15 protein-coding genes and 1 pseudogene are annotated in these 15,007 nt (G+C 69.5%); 11 read left to right on the top strand and 5 right to left on the bottom strand.

The window, feature by feature from the left end:
• Positions 1–65: 65 nt before the first annotated feature.
• Both AB0A95_RS21605 and AB0A95_RS21600 read left to right on the top strand, forming a co-directional pair.
• Positions 66–995 carry an alpha/beta fold hydrolase gene (locus AB0A95_RS21605; protein WP_357557551.1) on the top strand — a complete coding sequence of 310 codons (930 nt, stop codon included), beginning with the start codon at positions 66–68 and terminating at the stop codon, positions 993–995.
• Between the two features lie 71 nt (positions 996–1,066).
• Complete coding sequence (locus tag AB0A95_RS21600) at positions 1,067–1,918, top strand: type II CAAX endopeptidase family protein (RefSeq protein WP_357557550.1); 852 nt, start codon at positions 1,067–1,069, stop codon at positions 1,916–1,918.
• A 164-nt stretch (positions 1,919–2,082) separates the two neighbouring features.
• On the opposite strand, the gene AB0A95_RS21595 is transcribed toward AB0A95_RS21600, so the two are convergent.
• A complete protein-coding gene (locus tag AB0A95_RS21595; RefSeq protein WP_357557549.1) occupies positions 2,083–2,673 on the bottom strand; it encodes a TetR/AcrR family transcriptional regulator in 591 nt (196 codons plus the stop codon).
• A 71-nt stretch (positions 2,674–2,744) separates the two neighbouring features.
• On the opposite strand from AB0A95_RS21595, the gene AB0A95_RS21590 reads away from it, so the two are divergent.
• From AB0A95_RS21590 to AB0A95_RS21575, 4 genes and pseudogenes are all read left to right on the top strand, one after another.
• Complete coding sequence (locus tag AB0A95_RS21590; RefSeq protein ID WP_357557548.1) at positions 2,745–3,242, top strand: GNAT family N-acetyltransferase; 498 nt, start codon at positions 2,745–2,747, stop codon at positions 3,240–3,242.
• A gap of 215 nt (positions 3,243–3,457) precedes the next feature.
• A pseudogene (locus AB0A95_RS21585) lies at positions 3,458–3,619 on the top strand (DUF397 domain-containing protein); the annotation flags it as partial.
• A gap of 55 nt (positions 3,620–3,674) precedes the next feature.
• Positions 3,675–3,992 (top strand): hypothetical protein, encoded by a 318-nt coding sequence (locus tag AB0A95_RS21580; protein ID WP_357557547.1) that lies wholly within the window; start codon positions 3,675–3,677, stop codon positions 3,990–3,992.
• A 68-nt stretch (positions 3,993–4,060) separates the two neighbouring features.
• Positions 4,061–4,267: a hypothetical protein gene (locus AB0A95_RS21575; protein WP_357557546.1), complete on the top strand. Its 207-nt coding sequence runs from the start codon at positions 4,061–4,063 to the stop codon at positions 4,265–4,267.
• Between the two features lie 144 nt (positions 4,268–4,411).
• Here the strand turns inward: AB0A95_RS21575 and AB0A95_RS21570 are convergent, their stop codons facing one another.
• Positions 4,412–4,900 (bottom strand): hypothetical protein, encoded by a 489-nt coding sequence (locus tag AB0A95_RS21570; RefSeq protein WP_357557545.1) that lies wholly within the window; start codon positions 4,898–4,900, stop codon positions 4,412–4,414.
• Between the two features lie 347 nt (positions 4,901–5,247).
• Between AB0A95_RS21570 and AB0A95_RS21565 the strand changes: the two genes are divergently transcribed.
• Together AB0A95_RS21565 and AB0A95_RS21560 are read left to right on the top strand one after the other, a co-directional pair.
• The gene (locus AB0A95_RS21565) at positions 5,248–6,315 is read left to right on the top strand and encodes a hypothetical protein (protein WP_357557544.1); all 1,068 of its coding nucleotides are present in this window, start codon (positions 5,248–5,250) and stop codon (positions 6,313–6,315) included.
• 151 nt (positions 6,316–6,466) lie between these two features.
• On the top strand, positions 6,467–6,874 hold the full coding sequence (locus AB0A95_RS21560; RefSeq protein WP_357557543.1) for a nitroreductase family deazaflavin-dependent oxidoreductase: 408 nt from the start codon (positions 6,467–6,469) through the stop codon (positions 6,872–6,874).
• Positions 6,875–7,022: 148 nt separating this feature from the next.
• Here AB0A95_RS21560 and AB0A95_RS21555 read toward each other — a convergent pair whose 3' ends face one another.
• The 3 genes from AB0A95_RS21555 to AB0A95_RS21545 all read right to left on the bottom strand — a co-directional run bounded on the left by AB0A95_RS21555 (position 7,023) and on the right by AB0A95_RS21545 (position 11,578).
• The gene (locus tag AB0A95_RS21555; protein WP_357557542.1) at positions 7,023–8,222 is read right to left on the bottom strand and encodes a hypothetical protein; all 1,200 of its coding nucleotides are present in this window, start codon (positions 8,220–8,222) and stop codon (positions 7,023–7,025) included.
• A 366-nt stretch (positions 8,223–8,588) separates the two neighbouring features.
• A complete protein-coding gene (locus tag AB0A95_RS21550; protein ID WP_357557541.1) occupies positions 8,589–9,620 on the bottom strand; it encodes an alpha/beta fold hydrolase in 1,032 nt (343 codons plus the stop codon).
• Positions 9,621–9,679: 59 nt separating this feature from the next.
• Complete coding sequence (locus AB0A95_RS21545; protein WP_357557540.1) at positions 9,680–11,578, bottom strand: penicillin-binding transpeptidase domain-containing protein; 1,899 nt, start codon at positions 11,576–11,578, stop codon at positions 9,680–9,682.
• Positions 11,579–11,971: 393 nt separating this feature from the next.
• Here AB0A95_RS21545 and ilvC point away from each other — a divergent pair, with 393 nt between their 5' ends.
• The 3 genes from ilvC to AB0A95_RS21530 all read left to right on the top strand — a co-directional run bounded on the left by ilvC (position 11,972) and on the right by AB0A95_RS21530 (position 15,007).
• A complete protein-coding gene (gene ilvC, locus AB0A95_RS21540) occupies positions 11,972–12,985 on the top strand; it encodes a ketol-acid reductoisomerase (protein ID WP_357557539.1) in 1,014 nt (337 codons plus the stop codon).
• A 367-nt stretch (positions 12,986–13,352) separates the two neighbouring features.
• Positions 13,353–14,336 (top strand): hypothetical protein, encoded by a 984-nt coding sequence (locus tag AB0A95_RS21535; protein ID WP_357557538.1) that lies wholly within the window; start codon positions 13,353–13,355, stop codon positions 14,334–14,336.
• Positions 14,333–15,007: a hypothetical protein gene (locus AB0A95_RS21530; protein ID WP_357557537.1), complete on the top strand. Its 675-nt coding sequence runs from the start codon at positions 14,333–14,335 to the stop codon at positions 15,005–15,007. Before AB0A95_RS21535 ends, AB0A95_RS21530 begins: the two co-directional genes overlap by 4 nt.

Below are 15,007 nucleotides of genomic sequence, written 5' to 3'. Positions count from 1 at the left end.
CACATACGATAATGATCCCAGATCTGATAATGTTCGCGGTCCCTGAGAATAATCGGAGGTGGCGCATGCGCGAGGTCGACATGACGGCTGTCGCAGACGACGGACTTCCCCTGGTCGGCACGCTGACCCTGCCCGTCGGCCCCGGACCGCACCCGGCCGTCCTGCTACTGCACGGCTCCGGGCGACTGGATCGCGACTCCAACACCGCGCGCCTCCGGATGGAACTCGGACCACCACTGGCCAAACGTCTGGCAGACGCCGGGATCGCCACGATGCGTTACGACCGGCGCGGTGTCGGTGCGACGGGCGGCGATTGGCTTGCGACCGGATTCGCCGCCGGTCGGCACGACGCCGCCGCCGTGCTCCGCGCTCTCGCTGTGCGACCCGATATCCGGGCGGACGCCGTTGCCGTGCTCGGGCACAGCGAGGGTGCCGTTCACGCCATGTCCCTCGGGGCGCGCCCCGAGGTGGCGGCGGTGGTGCTGCTGGCCGGGTTCGCCCGCCCAGGGGAGGACGCCCTGCGCTGGCAGGCCGCAATGATCGCCCGCGACCTCCCCGCTCCCGTACGACCGCTGCTACCGATCCTGCGAGCCCTGGCCAACCGGCAACTCGCCCGAATCAAGACCACCAGCACGGACGTGGTGCGCATCCTCGGCAGGCCGACCAACGCCCGGTGGCTGCGGGAGCTGCTCGACCACGACCCGCGCTCCGACCTGGCGAACATCAAGGCTCCCGTCCTGGCCATCACTGGCGACAAGGACATCCAGGTCGACCCGGCGGACCTGGACGAGATCCGCCGGCTGGTGCCCGGCGACACCACGGTCCACCGGATTCCCGACCTCACCCATGTGCTGCGTCGCGACCTCGGCCGTCCGTCGGTGCGCTCCTACCGGCGGCTGCTCCGCCAGCCGGTCGACCCCGACCTGCTCGCGCAGGTGGCCGGCTGGCTCGCCCGCCGACTACACGGGACGCCCGAAACGGTCCGTGCCGGGTAACCGATGGCTCACCCCCACACACAGAGCCAACCCCGACAACCCCTGCTCCTCACCCCGCGAAGGGAAATGGCGTGACCACCGCAACCCCTGCTCGCCAGCATGACGGCCTCACCACCTTCTGGATCGTCACGTTCGCATGGACCTTCGCCTTCTGGCTCTTCGGGAGCACACTCGATGGACCGGCGATGACGTCTCCCACCCTCGTTCCGTACCTTCTCGGTGGGTTCGGCCCGGCGATCGGCGCGATCGCCGTCCGGATACGGCGCCAACGCCGTCGTCAACCGATCCCCGCCCACACGGTGCGACTTCGGCTGCGGCCACGGCTGTTCTGGGCGCTGCCGCTGCTGGCCCTGGCATCGGGGACCGTGCTGGCAGCCGCGCTGCTCGCGGAGTTCCTGGGCGGCCCCGCGACGAGCCTGACCGAAGGGCGCGAGTTGATCGCGACGGCGGGCGGAACCGTACCGTTCCTGATCAGCATGCTCATCGGCGGTCCGTTGGCCGAGGAGCCCGGTTGGCGTGGCACGGCCTACCCACGCCTGCGCGCGTCGATGAGCCGCCTGCGCGCCGGTCTGCTGCTGGGCGCCGCCTGGGCGGTGTGGCACCTGCCGCTGTTCTTCATCGACGGGACGCTTCAGTCCGAATTCGGCCTGGTCAGCTGGAGTGGCCTGTTGTTCACGCTCAGCGTCTTTCCGATGGCACTGCTCACCGGCTACGCCTACGAACTCGCCGGGGTCGCGGCATCGGTCGCGGTCCACTTCGGCGTGAACACCACCATCGCGCTGCTCACCATCAAGGCACCCGCCGCCCAGGCGCTCGTCCTGGTGGTACAGATCATCGTGGCGGCCGCGCTGCTCGCCTCACCACGCAACCGTGGGCAGGACCGACCGGCGCTGAACCATCGCGAAATGGCTGATCTGCGGTGAACGGGTTGCTGATCGCGGGTGACGCCCAGCGGAAGGACGGGCCGTGGGCGGTGCGGTGCTGGTGCAACGACCTGGGGGCGCTGTTGCCCCTGGTCCTCGCGGCCGGAACCGTCACCACCAGGTTCAGTACCTCAACCTCCAACTTCAGCTCTGATCACGAAGGGTCAGCAGTCCAGGCCGTAGGCCACTAGGGCGGCGTCGAGCATGCGTTCCTGCTGATCCGCCGGGTAGACAGCGGGATCCGCGGCGGCGAGAGCCGCGACACCCTCGGTCATCGCGATCAGCCCCAGGGCGACCGCGCCGACCCGGTCGACCGACCAGTCTGGGGCAGCCGCGGCGACCAGCCGCTCGACCCGTTGCCGCCAGGCTCGGTTGTTGCGGCGGTGCATGTCGATCAGTTCGGCGTCCGCCACCGCCGCGGCCAGGAAGCCCAACCAGACGATGCTCCAGTTGGTCGTCTCCGGATCGGTCGCCATGCCCTGGCGGAGGACCGCGCGCAGCGCTGCCCGCGGCGAGGTGGCCGCGGCCTCGAGTGCCTCAACCCGCTGCCGGGTGGTGTCGTGCAGCAGTTGCCGGGCGTGCAGCAGCAGCGCGCGACGGTTCGGGAAGCGGTGCATGACCAGGCCCGTCGTGCAGCCGGCCGCCGCGGCGACCGCGCGCACTGTCAGCTTTTCCAGGCCCTGCTGCGCGAGCACGTCCCAGACCGCACGCGACAGCGCCTCGCCCTGGGCCGCTCGGTCTGCAGGCAGTGACACGATTCTCACCTCTTCATCGTCGTAACGAATGTTACCGTAACGTTTGTTACCGAGCTTTGGTGAGGAGCGGCATGACCTGGATCATCACGCGGCGGCCGTGGACCGACCCGGAGGGCGAGGCGTTACGTGTGGCGCAGAGAGCCGAACTCGACCTCCGCTACGGTACCGACGACCATGAGCCCGGCACGCCGCCGACGGCCGAGAACATCGACCTGTTCCTGGTCGCGGTCGACGAAGCCACCGGCCAACCGCTCGGCTGCGCCGCGCTGCGCCGCCTCGACCCGGTCACCGTCGAGGTGAAGCGGATGTACGTGGTACCGAAGAGCCGCGGCTCGGGGGTGGCGACCGACTTGCTCCGAGCGCTGGAGGAGGCCGCGCAGGAGCGCGGTTGGACGACCATCCGGCTGGAGACCGGCCGGGGCCAGCCGGACGCCATGCGCTTCTACGAGCGCGAGGGCTACCGCGAGATCCCCCTGTTCGGCGCGTATGTGGGCTCCGACGACTCGGTCTGCTACGAACGCGTCCTACCTGACCGAGCGCCCGGGCCGCAGCCCACAGCGCGGCTCTGATCATGCGGTGGCCGCCCCTGCATCCACCGGCCCTGACTTGGATTCCAAGCGGCGGCTACCGTACTAGTCCGATCACCGCCAGCCAGAGGGCCTTGCCCGCACGAGACTCGGTGCTGGGCCCCAGCACAGTCCAGAGGCACAGATGCCGCTGTTGGACCCAAACCAGCGCCTGCACTCCGTGAACCGCAGGGCCCGCCAGCACCTTCGTTCGCCCGAACCGGTGCGACAACTCCGGCCCGAACTGCGTCGAGGTCGCCATCGACGCCAACCTCAACCGGATCGTCCGCAGCTCCAAGCGCCCAAGCGAGCAGATCATCGTCAACAGGGACGAGTGGGAACCGTTCGTGGCGAGCATCCGCGCCGGCCAGAACTTCTGACCGCTGAGTGAGGGGCTGGCCGCCAACTCGGCGTCTGCCCCTGGAGGAGCGCCGCATGGACATCATCCAGTCCACGGAAACCGTCGACATCGTCTGGTACTACCGCATCACCGGCGTGCCCACGTTGACGGACATCCGCGGGACGACCTGGCAGCCGGCAGCTGTGCGCGTCAGGCTGTTCAACGGACGGCCGCTGAGTTTGCAGGTGTCGGGACCAACGCTCGACGAGGCGGGCAGGTGGGGTCGCTGGGTCAACCATGTCTGGTCCGGACCTGCCGCTGCCGGCGTCCTGAGCGGTCGCGGCCAGCCCATGCCGCAGTGGGCTGTCCCGTTCGCTGCTGGTGAGCGGCGCGCGGGGGCTCCGGACCGATGATGGACGGACCGATCGACACCTCGGGCGGTCGGCCCATCACCACCGGCCGGTCGAGGTGCCTGGGCTGCATGCCCCGGATCCACCCCGACTCCAAGCACAGCTGCGTCGGCGACAAGATCCACGACGCGGGCGCGTTGTGGTGGTGCTACTGCCGCGAGCCGGAGTGCCGCCGCCGGCAGGCCGGCATCTGGCCCGCCGAACTGTCCGCGGTCGATCGTTTCCGCCGCTACGGCAAGGGTCGCCCGAACAAGGCCGTGAACCCGCCCCCGTCCTGACGGCTTTCCCGACGAAGCGCCCCCCACGCACCTGATGGTCAGGTTGGTGGGGGCCGCTGACCCGGGTGCCGCAGGCCGCCCGGACACGCGAATCGGCGGTGACCCCTCGGGTGCGGGTCGCCGCCGACTGCGTGGTCGAACCGGTCAGGCGGCCGAGCAGGCGGTGTCCAGTTCCTTGATGGCGGCTTCCAGGGCCTTCTTGCTGGGCTTGGCGTCGGCGGACTTGTTGTACGCGTCGCTCAGGCTCATCATCTCGTTCTGGATTTTCTCGGAGGCGGCGGTGACTGCCTCGTTGGCGCCAATCGAGTGGGCCAGGATCGCGACCGAGCCGGCGGCCCACTGTGCACTGACCGCGAAGTGCCCGGCCGGCGGCCCGATCTTCTCGGCCTTGGTGATCTTGGCCGCGTTGTCCTTGATGTCCTTCTTGACGTCGGCGCAGGCCTTCACTGTGGCCGCGTCGTTGGCCGCGGTGCTGGGCGCGGTGGTGGCCGCACCAACGGTCGGGGCGGCGCTCGATGCCGACGGGGACGGCGAGGTTGTGGTGCCCTCGGTCTTGGGCTGCGGATCGCAGCCGGACATCGCGATCGCCGCCGCAACGGCCAAACCGGTCAGGACCAGTCGAGTTCGGTTCATCGGTGTTTCCCCCATGATCTTCATATTCGGCGCACGCTACCAGCCCCGATCGATCGTGTGGGATCAGTTGATGGGTCGACCGGAGCTGCGCGCATCGCCTCCTGCAGGTGACCGATTTCACTCCGAGGCCAGGCAGCCTGTCGTTCGTCCACCCTCGACTTACCGGCGGACGGACACCTCACGGAGGGCGCTGGGTGACGATGCGGAAACGAGTGCGAGGAATATGGGCGGCGACGCTCAGTGCGACGCTGGCCGTCGCGGGTGTGGGGCAGGCAGGGGCCGCCGAGCCTACCGGTACGGCGGTCCCCGGGAGCACCAGAGTCGACGCGGCGGATCCGCTGCGTACCGTGACGTTGGTTTCGGGCGACCGGGTGCGGGCTCGGTCCGGCACCTACGAGGTGCAGCCCGGTCCCGGTCGCGAGCGGATGGTTTTCGCACAGCACCGGATCGATGGCCACGACTACGTCATTCCGGCAGATGCGCTGTCCAAGATCGGCGCGCGTCGGGTTGACCGCCGGCTGTTCGACATCACCGAGTTGCTGGCATCGAGGTACGACGACGCCGCGCAGGCCGAGCGGCCGGCGCTGGTTACGCCACGCTACGCGCGTACGCGGTTGACCAGAGCGGCAACACGGTGCGCCAGACCATCGTCCGCGCGTACCGAATCAAGGGCTGACCTCGGCGCATGCCCGCACCCGCGCGATGACCGAGGCCCTGCTGGCCCCGACTCCACGTCGGGGCCAGCAGGGGCGCGCGGCGACGCCGCCAGCCCGAAGCGCGGACACGTGACCGCTCGCCTCGGCCTACTACCCTCGGGCCTTGTGATATCTGATCTGGCGGATGTCGTCGCGGCGGGTGGCTCGGCGATCGCGGTTGTCGTGACCGTCGTGTTCGCGCTACGCCAGCTGCGCTCGGCGCAGACCGCCAACCAGACCCTCGTCGCTATCGAACTGCTGACCCGAGACCGATCCAGCGACGACTTTCTACACGCTGAGGACTTCGTCCTCAATGAGCTGACCCTCCGCCACCCGCCGCCGGGTGTCAGCGTCAGTGACCTGCCGGCCGAAGCCCGCCACCAGGTGGTCCGGCTGTCGCTGTACTACAACGGTCTGGGCCAGATGCTCGCTTTCGCCGCGGTCGATCCGCGGCTCCTTGTGGGTACGGTCAGCTACCGCTCCCGGCAAGCCTGGCGCGTCCTGGAGCCCTACATCCTCGCCGAGCGTGCCCAGCGTGGCGAGACGTACCTGTCCCATTTCGAGCACCTGGTCCACACGGCCACGCACAACCCGTGGGCTGCGGCGGTACGCAAGTTCAACCTGAGGAGCTTCGGCAGCTATCCCGCCGAGCTCGGCCTGGACGACAGGCCGGCGAAAGCGTTGTCGCGCCAGCACGAGACCGAGCCTGCGGAGGGGTAGCCCATCCCAGCCTTCGACGTGCGCACCTGCCGCGAACCGAGCGCTACGCACCGTAGGCGCGGGGTTCGCCGGTGTTTGCTGGCATTGTCGCGTCCCGGTGGAGCCTGTCAGAATTGTGTCGACGGAGCCGGTGCGGAGGCAAGGAGAAGGTGTGAGCGACTGGAACGACAAGATCATCGCTGAGTTTCGCGCTAACGGTGGGCAGGTCGGCGGACAGTTCGCTGGCGCGCCGCTGCTGCTGTTGCACACTGTTGGCGCCAAGAGCGGCCAGCCCCGCGTGCACCCGATGATGTACCAGAGGTTGGACGATGGCTACGCCGTGTTCGCGTCCAAGGGCGGTGCGCCCACCAATCCTGACTGGTACCACAACGTTCTCGCGCACCCGCAGGTCCAGGCGGAGATCGGTACGGACACTGTCGAGCTGGTCGCCAGGGTTGCCACCGGAAACGAGCGGGAACGGATCTGGAGCGCGCAGAAGGCCGCGTATCCAGGTTTCGCCGACTACGAGGGGAAGACCACCCGCCAGATCCCCGTCGTCGTACTGGAACCTGCGCCGTAGGCATGGGCGTCCGGAATCCCGGTCGCGACTTACGCCATCGGCGACCACACCGTCAGCAAGATGGACGATGGCACCGTTAGGGTCGTCTTCGAAGGAGACTGGAAACTGATCAACAGTTGACCGAGACGTCCCTTCAGCCGAGCCAGCCCTACACCGGCCGAGCCCACGACTCACGAACACCGCAATCGGCCGAAGAGACGTGGGCCCCGCCGGCTGGCCATCCCGTTTCGGCGAGGATGGCGTCCGCGACGTCATCCACGGAGCGCCGGGTCGTGTCGACACACCGGTCACCGACAGTGGCCTGTTGCAAGGCTGCGGCGTCGGCGGCGGCCCGTTCGGCGGCGGCGGTGAGGACCTCGTCAGGCTGGCCTTTCAGAGGATCGCCCGGCTGTGACCAACTGCCGCCCGCGCCTCGCAGCCTGATCCGGTAGGCGAGTTCCTCCGGTGTGGCGTGGAGTCGGCACACCGTGAACGTCGCCGCCGGCAAAGCCCGGACGTATGTCGAGATCGCTGTGGCGTCCTCAGCCGGACCCACGAGGGTGAGGCACTCGGCACCGGCCGCACGGAAGGTTCGCCACATGTCTGCCAAGATTTGGGCTCGCATCCGGTGATCCACCCCCCTGCTGGCCCGTGACCGGTAGAAGCCGATCTGGTCGAGATCGACGAAGGCTCCGGAAATCTTCGCTCCCAGCACGTGCCTCAGGAAGAAGTTGAAGCCCACGCTGGACTTGCCGACGCCCGTCGGGCCACACAGCCATAGGATTGGTCCGCCGGCCGCATCGCCCACCGCTGGTGGCCCGGCCACGCCGGCGGGGGTGGTGAGCGCGGCCGGGTCCATCCAGCCCGCAGTGCGTTCCCTGGTCAGCGCGACAACGCGGCCCACCGGCAGCCCGGTGGTATCGATGCACGAGTCCTTGAGGTCACTGGCATCCAACGCGTCGGCCTCAGCCAAGGCCCGGGTGATGTAGGCGGGGTCAGACTGGCGCGCCGTGAGCCGTCGACGCAGGTCGTCGGCGTCGGCGCGGAGCCGACACGTCGTCACCACCACGTTCGGCATCCTGTCGAGGTGCACACCGCGGGTCGGATCGACGACTCCGGACACGATGACGCCGCGGGCACCGGCCGCCCGGTATCCAGCCACTACCGAACCGAGGTTCTGCGCCGCGGTTCGATAACGCCCCGGATCCGACTCGGGCTCCGGGAAGCACATGCCCAGCTGGTCGATATCGACGTAGCCGACCTCCACGCCGGAATCCACGAGGTCGGCGTAGAGCTCCCACGCGACGGTTGTCTTGCCGACCCCAGCGGGACCGGTCACCCAGAGTGCCGGCGTCAATTCATCGCTCATCGTCCAGCCGTCGTGTTGGAACTGCTCAAGGGCGCGCCTTGAGGAAAGGTCGTGAGCATCACGGCCGGGATTGTCGCGGCGCCAGCCGAAGCTTGTCGACCCAATTTCGGCGCTCGTCGCGGCACTCCACGTCCCCGTAAAGCTACCAACCTCGACGGCAATGAACAGCCGAGAAGCGTGTCAGGGACCAACCCGCCAGCCCGTCGAGCGAACCAGCCTCGCTCGACGGTACCGCCCACCACAACCCGGACCTGGCGGGGCCGGCGCCACGAGCGCCGGTCCCGCTGTGGTCGCCTTGCTCGAAGCGGAAGCAGGAGCACTGGAGGCGGTGTCGGTGATCCGGACGGTGCGCGGCGCGAGGTAGGTTCAGCTTCCCTCGTAGAGATCGAGATAATACTGATTGATCTCGTCGGCCCTGCCCCGTAATCCGTCGGGGTCGACGATGTCGTGCCCGATGCCGAGTTCGCGCGGCAACTCGTGCGCCGAGAACGCGGTGTCGTTTCGATCGGCGATGACCTTCGGAATGTCGACGGCCGCCTGTCGGTCGATGACCTCGTCGTCCTGCGAGGTGACGATCGCCAGCTCACGCAGGTGCGGGCTCCTCGGGTCGGTCGTGAAGTTGCGGACGATGCGCAGGTACTGCGACAGCGCCGCGGACGAGAAGCCGTCGGCGTCGACCCGGTCCGGGACCAGGTGCGACCCGAAGAGGACGACGAGTGGCTTGACGGCCAGGTCGGGAACCTCAGCGGGACCGGGTTTGTAGAGGGGCGACAGCAGGAGAGCGCGGCGCACCGCATCGGGACGGTGACCGACAAGCCAGGTGGCCAACACCGCACCGCCGCAGACGCCCACCACACCGACCGAGTCGCCCAGGCCGGCTGCGACGTTCAACGCGTCGTTCGCATAGTCGACAAGCTCGTCGGCGTCGAGCGTCGCGTGCGCGGACCGGTCGGTGACACCGTGTCGTGGCGCTCGTGGCACCCAGACGTTGTAGCCCCGGTCGAAGAACAGCTTCGCCAGGCCACGGTACTGCCTGGGACAGTCGGTGTAGCCGTGCAGCAGAAGAACAGCCTTCGCGCTCGTACGTCCGTGGGAGAGGAACTGGCTCCGGCACTCTGGGAGCACCTCAGGATCGGTGGACTCCGCCGAGGCGGTCCGCGTGGCCCGCTCGCTCGCCGCGGCGAAGCTCAGGGTTTCCGGCGTCGCGCGCTGAAGCTCGTCGGTACGCAGCGGCCACACGTACACGGTCAGGACGGCCGCCACGACCAGCGTGAGGACGACCGTCAGCCCACGTGTGAACCGGTCGAGGCGACTGCGACGGGCACGGGCGGGGCTGTCCCGGGGGTCTCGGTTGGCGGCCTCCTCGGCGAGGGTGCCAGCCGGCGTCGCGTTGTCCACAGTGGTCCTCCCAGGTTGACCCCGCCCCGCTGTCCGAACCGCTCCGGTGCGCCGTCCGGTCAGCGGGGGAGGGCGCGAAGGAACCGTTCCGCGATCGGCACGGCGGACTCGGTGCTGGAGCCGCCACCCTCCACGAAGACGGCGAACGCCACGTCGCCCTGCCAGCCGACGAACCAGGAGTGGGTGTGGGCCGGGTTGTTGTCGTACTCGGCGGTGCCGGTCTTGCCGTGAACCGGCTGGCCCGGCACGTCCTTGAGCGCGGTGGCGGTGCCGACGGTGACCGCCTCGCGCATCATGGCCCGGACCGCCTCGACCGAACCCGGCTTGAGGTCGGCGGCGGCGGCCGGTGCGGCCGGGGCCGGGTCCAGCAGCAGCTTCGGCTGCTCGAACCGCCCCCGAGCGACGGCGGCCGTGGCGGCGGCCATGGCCAGCGGGCTGACCACGGTCTTGCCCTGCCCGAAGATGGCAGCAGCCTGCTCGTCCGGGGACCCGTTCGCCGAAATCTTGCCGGTGAACACGTCGACGCCGACGTCCCACTGCCCCTCCAACCCCAGCGAGCGGCCGGCGAGAGCGAGCCCGTCGCCCCCCAGCTTCGGGGCCAGGGACGCGAAGGCCGTGTTGCAGGACTTGGCGAAGTCGGTGCGGAACGGCACCCGGCCAAGCGCGAAGTCGTTGGAGTTCTTGAACGAGCGGCCCTGCACCTTCAGGGTCTTCGGGCAGTCGACAACGGCGTCCGGTGTCACCGCACCGCTGTCGAGCAGCCCGACCGCGCTGACCATCTTGAACGTCGAACCCGGTGGGACCTGGGCGGTGAAGGCCAGGTTCGCCCCGGCCGCGCCCGGTCCGTTGGCGGCGGCGAGCACCGCGCTGTCGCGCAGCCGCACCGCCACCACCGCGGCTCGCTGCGGCTCGGCAACCAGCGCCGCGTCCGCCGCGTTCTGGGTCCCGACGTCGAGAGTGGTCTGCACCGGCTGTCCCGGCTCCGGATCCCGGTGGAACAGCTCGGTGCCGGTCGGCGCCAGCTTGCCGTCCTGACCCGGCCGCTCGACTGTCACAGTGAGCCCGGAGCTGCCGCGCAGCCGGTCGTCGAAACGCTCCTGGAGACCGCCCTGACCGATCAGGTCACCGACGACGTACGTGTCGGGGTGGGCAGCCAGGTCGTCGGCCTGCACCGCGTCCACCGAGCCGAGCAGTGCGCGGGCGAACTCCCGGGTGGGGGCGAGGTCCAGCTTCTCGGTCTGGAATCTGGTGCCTGGCAGGGCCTGGAGCCGGGTCCTGATCTGCCGGTACGCCTCGTCGCGCAGCGTCGCTACCTCAAGGAACGCGTCCGGGGCGGCCTTCGGGAGCCGACCTGGCAGGTCGGCGACGTCGACGGCGGGCACCAGCGCCGGACGGATCGCCCGGAACGCGGCGTCCAACCCGCCGACCAGCCTCGCCACGTCGGTCACCTGGTTCGGCTGTACGCCGATCCGCACCACGGGCCGGGGCTCCACGATCGGCTTGCCGGCCGCGTCCAGGACCTCGCCGCGGCGAGCGGCGTCCCGTCGCAGGGCCAGTTTGTCGCCGTTGACGAGCTTCTCCTGCACCAGCTGCGGCTCCCAGATCACCTGCCACGTGTCGTCTTTGCGGGTCAGCCGCACCTGCCGGTCGTACGTCCAGTGGGTGTTACCGGGCAGCGTCCAGTCCACAGTGATGGTGCCGGTCGCCGCGTCGTCGTCGACCTTCGGGTCGCCCCGCCGGGCGACCGCGGGCGGGGTCGCTGCCAGTTCGCCGGACAACTCCCTGAGCTGCCGGGTCACCTCGGCCGCCGGCAGCCCGGCGCCCGTGGTGTCGACGAAGTCGACCGCCTGTAGGTCACCCTTGCGCCAACCGGCCACGAAGGCGTCGATGCTGCCCTCCGGACCGTCATCGGCCGAGCAGGCGGTCAGCGCCCCGCCGGCGAGCACCGTCACGGTCATCGCGGCGAGCACTCCCCGCATCCGGAGGCGGCCAGTGTCTGACGGGTGGAACCGGTGCAACACGCGGAATCTCCTCAATCGTGAACTACTCTGCCCGGTGGTCGCTGCGGTCGGTGCTGCTCGCCGTCGAACGCCGTACGCCGATCGAGGTGCCTGCCCCCCGCTCGTGCCAGGGCGAAGAAAGGCCGAGGAGCGCAGGGCTCATCTGTCCCCGGAGCAGGCTAGGTCGGCCTACTGGAGATCGAGTGGACGCGCACTGAACGCGGGAGGTGGCCGCACCACGCAGACCTGCGGGGCGTGCACCCAGTCCTGGTCAAGTCTTCCTCCATTCGGCCGTCCTAACGTCGTCAGTCGACGAGGCCGCCTCGTGGGCGGCGGCTTGGAGGGGCAGTAATGACAGTTGACATGTACTACGACGCGGACGCCGATCTGTCGATCATTCAGGGGCGCAAGGTCGCCGTCATCGGGTACGGCAGCCAGGGGCACGCGCACGCGCTGTCGCTGCGCGACTCCGGGGTGGAGGTCGTGGTCGGCCTGCCGGCGGGTTCTGGCAGTCGCGCCAAGGCCGAGGAACAGGGCCTTCCGGTGCTCACCCCGGACGAGGCCGCCCAGTGGGCCGACACCATCATGATCCTGGCACCCGACACGGTTCAGCGGACGCTGTTCGCGGACCAGATCGCTCCTCATCTGCGGGCCGGCGACGCGATTCTGTTCGCCCACGGCTTCAATATCCGGTACGGATTCATCACTGTCGCACCGGACGTGGACGTCGCGATGATCGCGCCGAAGGGGCCGGGTCACCTCGTACGCCGGCAGTTCGTCGACGGCAAGGGGGTGCCGGTCCTCGTCGCGGTGGAGCAGGATGCCACCGGAGGGGCTCTCGCGCTCGCCCTGTCCTACGCCGCCGCTATCGGCGGGACCCGGGCCGGTGCCATCCACACGACGTTCGCCGACGAGACCGAGACCGACCTGTTCGGTGAGCAGGCGGTTCTCGCCGGCGGGGTGACGGCGCTGGTGACCACCGGATTCGAGGTGCTCACGGAGGCCGGCTACCAGCCGGAGATCGCCTACTTCGAGTGCCTGCACGAGTTGAAGCTCATCGTCGACCTGATGTACGAGGGCGGCATCGCGCGGATGCGGTACAGCATTTCCGACACCGCCGAGTACGGGGACTACAGCCGCGGCCCGCGCGTCATCGACGCTCGGGTGAAGGAGGAGATGATCCGCATCCTCGCCGAGATCCGGTCGGGCGAGTTCGCTCGGGAATGGATCGCCGAGGACGACGCCGGCCGGCCCAACTTCACCAGGTATCGGGAGCAGGCAGCCGCCCACCCGATCGAGGAGACCGGTCGCGCCCTGCGGGCGATGATGAGCTGGGTCGATCGACCGATCACCGAGACGGCCTGACCACGTCGCGGGAACCCGCACCCTCGGTGGAACCGAGGGTGCGGGTCAGGCTCGCGGTTGGGCGTTCAGGCGGATCGCCGGTGGCGGCCGAGTGACAGGAGCAGGCCGGCGGCGGCGATGTATGCGGGGAGTTTGACGGGGACGCCGAGCGGGACGGTGACGCCCCGCCACGATCGAGGCCAGCCTCGACGGCCGCCTCGTTCCCGGCCGGGCGGCACCAGGGCGGAAACCAGAATGTCCTCCTCCGAGCTGAACCCCGGGCCCTGCCCGCCCGTTTGGGTGGTCGTCACATCAGAGTCTTGCGCTGGTGGTGCCGGGAACGGCGCCGCCGACCGCTGTGGCTGCGGGGACGAACGAGGAGACACGAATGCCGGACATCGCGGAAGCTGACTGCATCGAGTTCGCCAGCACCTGGGTCCCGTCCGGTCAGTGGCTCAGCCTCGACGGTGGCCCGGTGCCGGACGTGGTGTACGACACGAGGGCGCTTCCCGGCTTCCACCAGGTGCACATCGACCCGGCCGCGATCGACGCCGGCCACATCGCCGGGACCCTGCGCAACCAGCCGCTGGACGTGATCGCGTCGATGGTGCACGTCCCGATGGCGCTCGACGCCGGTCTGGACGCCGTCTCCGCCCGCGCCGACCACCTCGGCCTGCCGGTCCTCGTGCGGTCCCCGGCGTCGCTGGAGCTGACCGGGCCACGGGTGATGCCGTTCGAGCTGTACGAGGATTCCGGTGCCGTTCTCGTGCTGCCGACCGAGCACCTGGCGGACGTGCTCCCCAGCGTCAGTGGGACGGCTGCCGATCTCGGTGCGCTGCTGCCGCAGGTCGATCCGTGGCACGGTGTCGGTGGGGACTTCACCACGAACTGCGTGCTGAGCGCCATCGGCGTCGACATCTCCCTGAGCGAGGGGGAGGCGTTCCAGGTGCCGCCGTCGGAGGAGATGCCCGTCGAGCATCTGGTGAACTACGCGGGCAGGCCGATGGCGACGGTGCCCGACCTGGCCTTCGTCACGAATCTGATGACGTCCGCGCCGCAGGGCAGTCGCGGAATCCTCCTCGTGGGCGAGGCGGCGGAGGTGTCCCACGCCATCAACGTGACCCGCGACGAGAAGGGTCTCGTGTACCTCGACGGCGTACGCGGCGTCGAGGTGGACCCGGCCGAGTTCGAGGGTGCCCACCTGCGCTTCGTCGCCACGACCGACGGGGTGCTCGACGGTCCGCTGGACCCGGCCCTCGACCAGGGGCATGAGGGCCTGGCGGGGATGTACGGCGGGCGAGTACCGCGCCTACGCGATGGGAGATCTCGATGCCATCCGCGACGTCATGAGGAGCGCACCGGGAGCAGATGACGGCGGGCCTGGAGCAGGTCAACCAGATGAAGGCTCGGGTGCCGAACCAGCCGGCGTTGAGCGTCTTCGCCCCGGTCCTGGAATTCGGCGCGGCCCGCCAGGCCGGCATCGTCTTCGACTACGCGACCGCCCAGCCGGATCTGCGTCCCAAGGTGTTGCTCGACGCGGTCGGTCAACTCGACGCCGCCGGCAAGCTCGACCAGCCCGTCGCCGTCGAGGGCGGCCTCACCACCGGCCGACTGGCGGCGATGGCCGACGACGTCGGCGTCACCGACATCTCCAGGTCGGTGCTCACCGTGCTGGGCGACATCAAGGCCGGCAGGTTCGCCAACGCGGACAGCTTCATCGCCGCCAAAAGGGCGGGCTCACCCCGGAGCAGAAGGGGCAGTGGGTGGACGCCATCGCCGGCCTGTACGTCACCATGCCGGGCAACGTCGACCAGCTCCGCCAGCTCTCCGAGGGCGTCCTCCAGTGCTGATCATTCCCGGGTCGTCGCAAGGCCAGGCCCACCGCCGGAGAGCAGCCGACGCTTCGTACGGCGGCGGTGGTCCTGGTCACTGACCTGCGCGCCGGTCTGTGGCAGCGTGCAGGACGACCGTCGCCGTACCGAGAGAAGGCCATGCTCCCCAGGACCACCGCGACTCACCCGCCGTCTCCCGTCGTCGAACTGA

Source organism: Micromonospora sp. NPDC049230, from assembly GCF_040647875.1.
Lineage (GTDB): Bacteria > Actinomycetota > Actinomycetes > Mycobacteriales > Micromonosporaceae > Micromonospora.
The sequence above is the reverse complement of the archived record's forward strand: the minus strand, read 5'-3'. Positions and strand labels throughout refer to the sequence as shown.

Coding starts and splice junctions, on each gene's coding strand:
- AB0A95_RS21530 (WP_357557537.1), top strand. CDS start 14,333: ATGACGGCGGGCCTGGAGCAGGTCAACCAGATGAAGGCTCGGGTGCCG.
- AB0A95_RS21570 (WP_357557545.1), bottom strand. CDS start 4,900: ATGAACCGAACTCGACTGGTCCTGACCGGTTTGGCCGTTGCGGCGGCG.
- AB0A95_RS21590 (WP_357557548.1), top strand. CDS start 2,745: ATGACCTGGATCATCACGCGGCGGCCGTGGACCGACCCGGAGGGCGAG.
- ilvC (WP_357557539.1), top strand. CDS start 11,972: ATGACAGTTGACATGTACTACGACGCGGACGCCGATCTGTCGATCATT.
- AB0A95_RS21575 (WP_357557546.1), top strand. CDS start 4,061: ATGCCCCGGATCCACCCCGACTCCAAGCACAGCTGCGTCGGCGACAAG.
- AB0A95_RS21605 (WP_357557551.1), top strand. CDS start 66: ATGCGCGAGGTCGACATGACGGCTGTCGCAGACGACGGACTTCCCCTG.
- AB0A95_RS21580 (WP_357557547.1), top strand. CDS start 3,675: ATGGACATCATCCAGTCCACGGAAACCGTCGACATCGTCTGGTACTAC.
- AB0A95_RS21555 (WP_357557542.1), bottom strand. CDS start 8,222: ATGAGCGATGAATTGACGCCGGCACTCTGGGTGACCGGTCCCGCTGGG.
- AB0A95_RS21535 (WP_357557538.1), top strand. CDS start 13,353: ATGCCGGACATCGCGGAAGCTGACTGCATCGAGTTCGCCAGCACCTGG.
- AB0A95_RS21545 (WP_357557540.1), bottom strand. CDS start 11,578: ATGACCGTGACGGTGCTCGCCGGCGGGGCGCTGACCGCCTGCTCGGCC.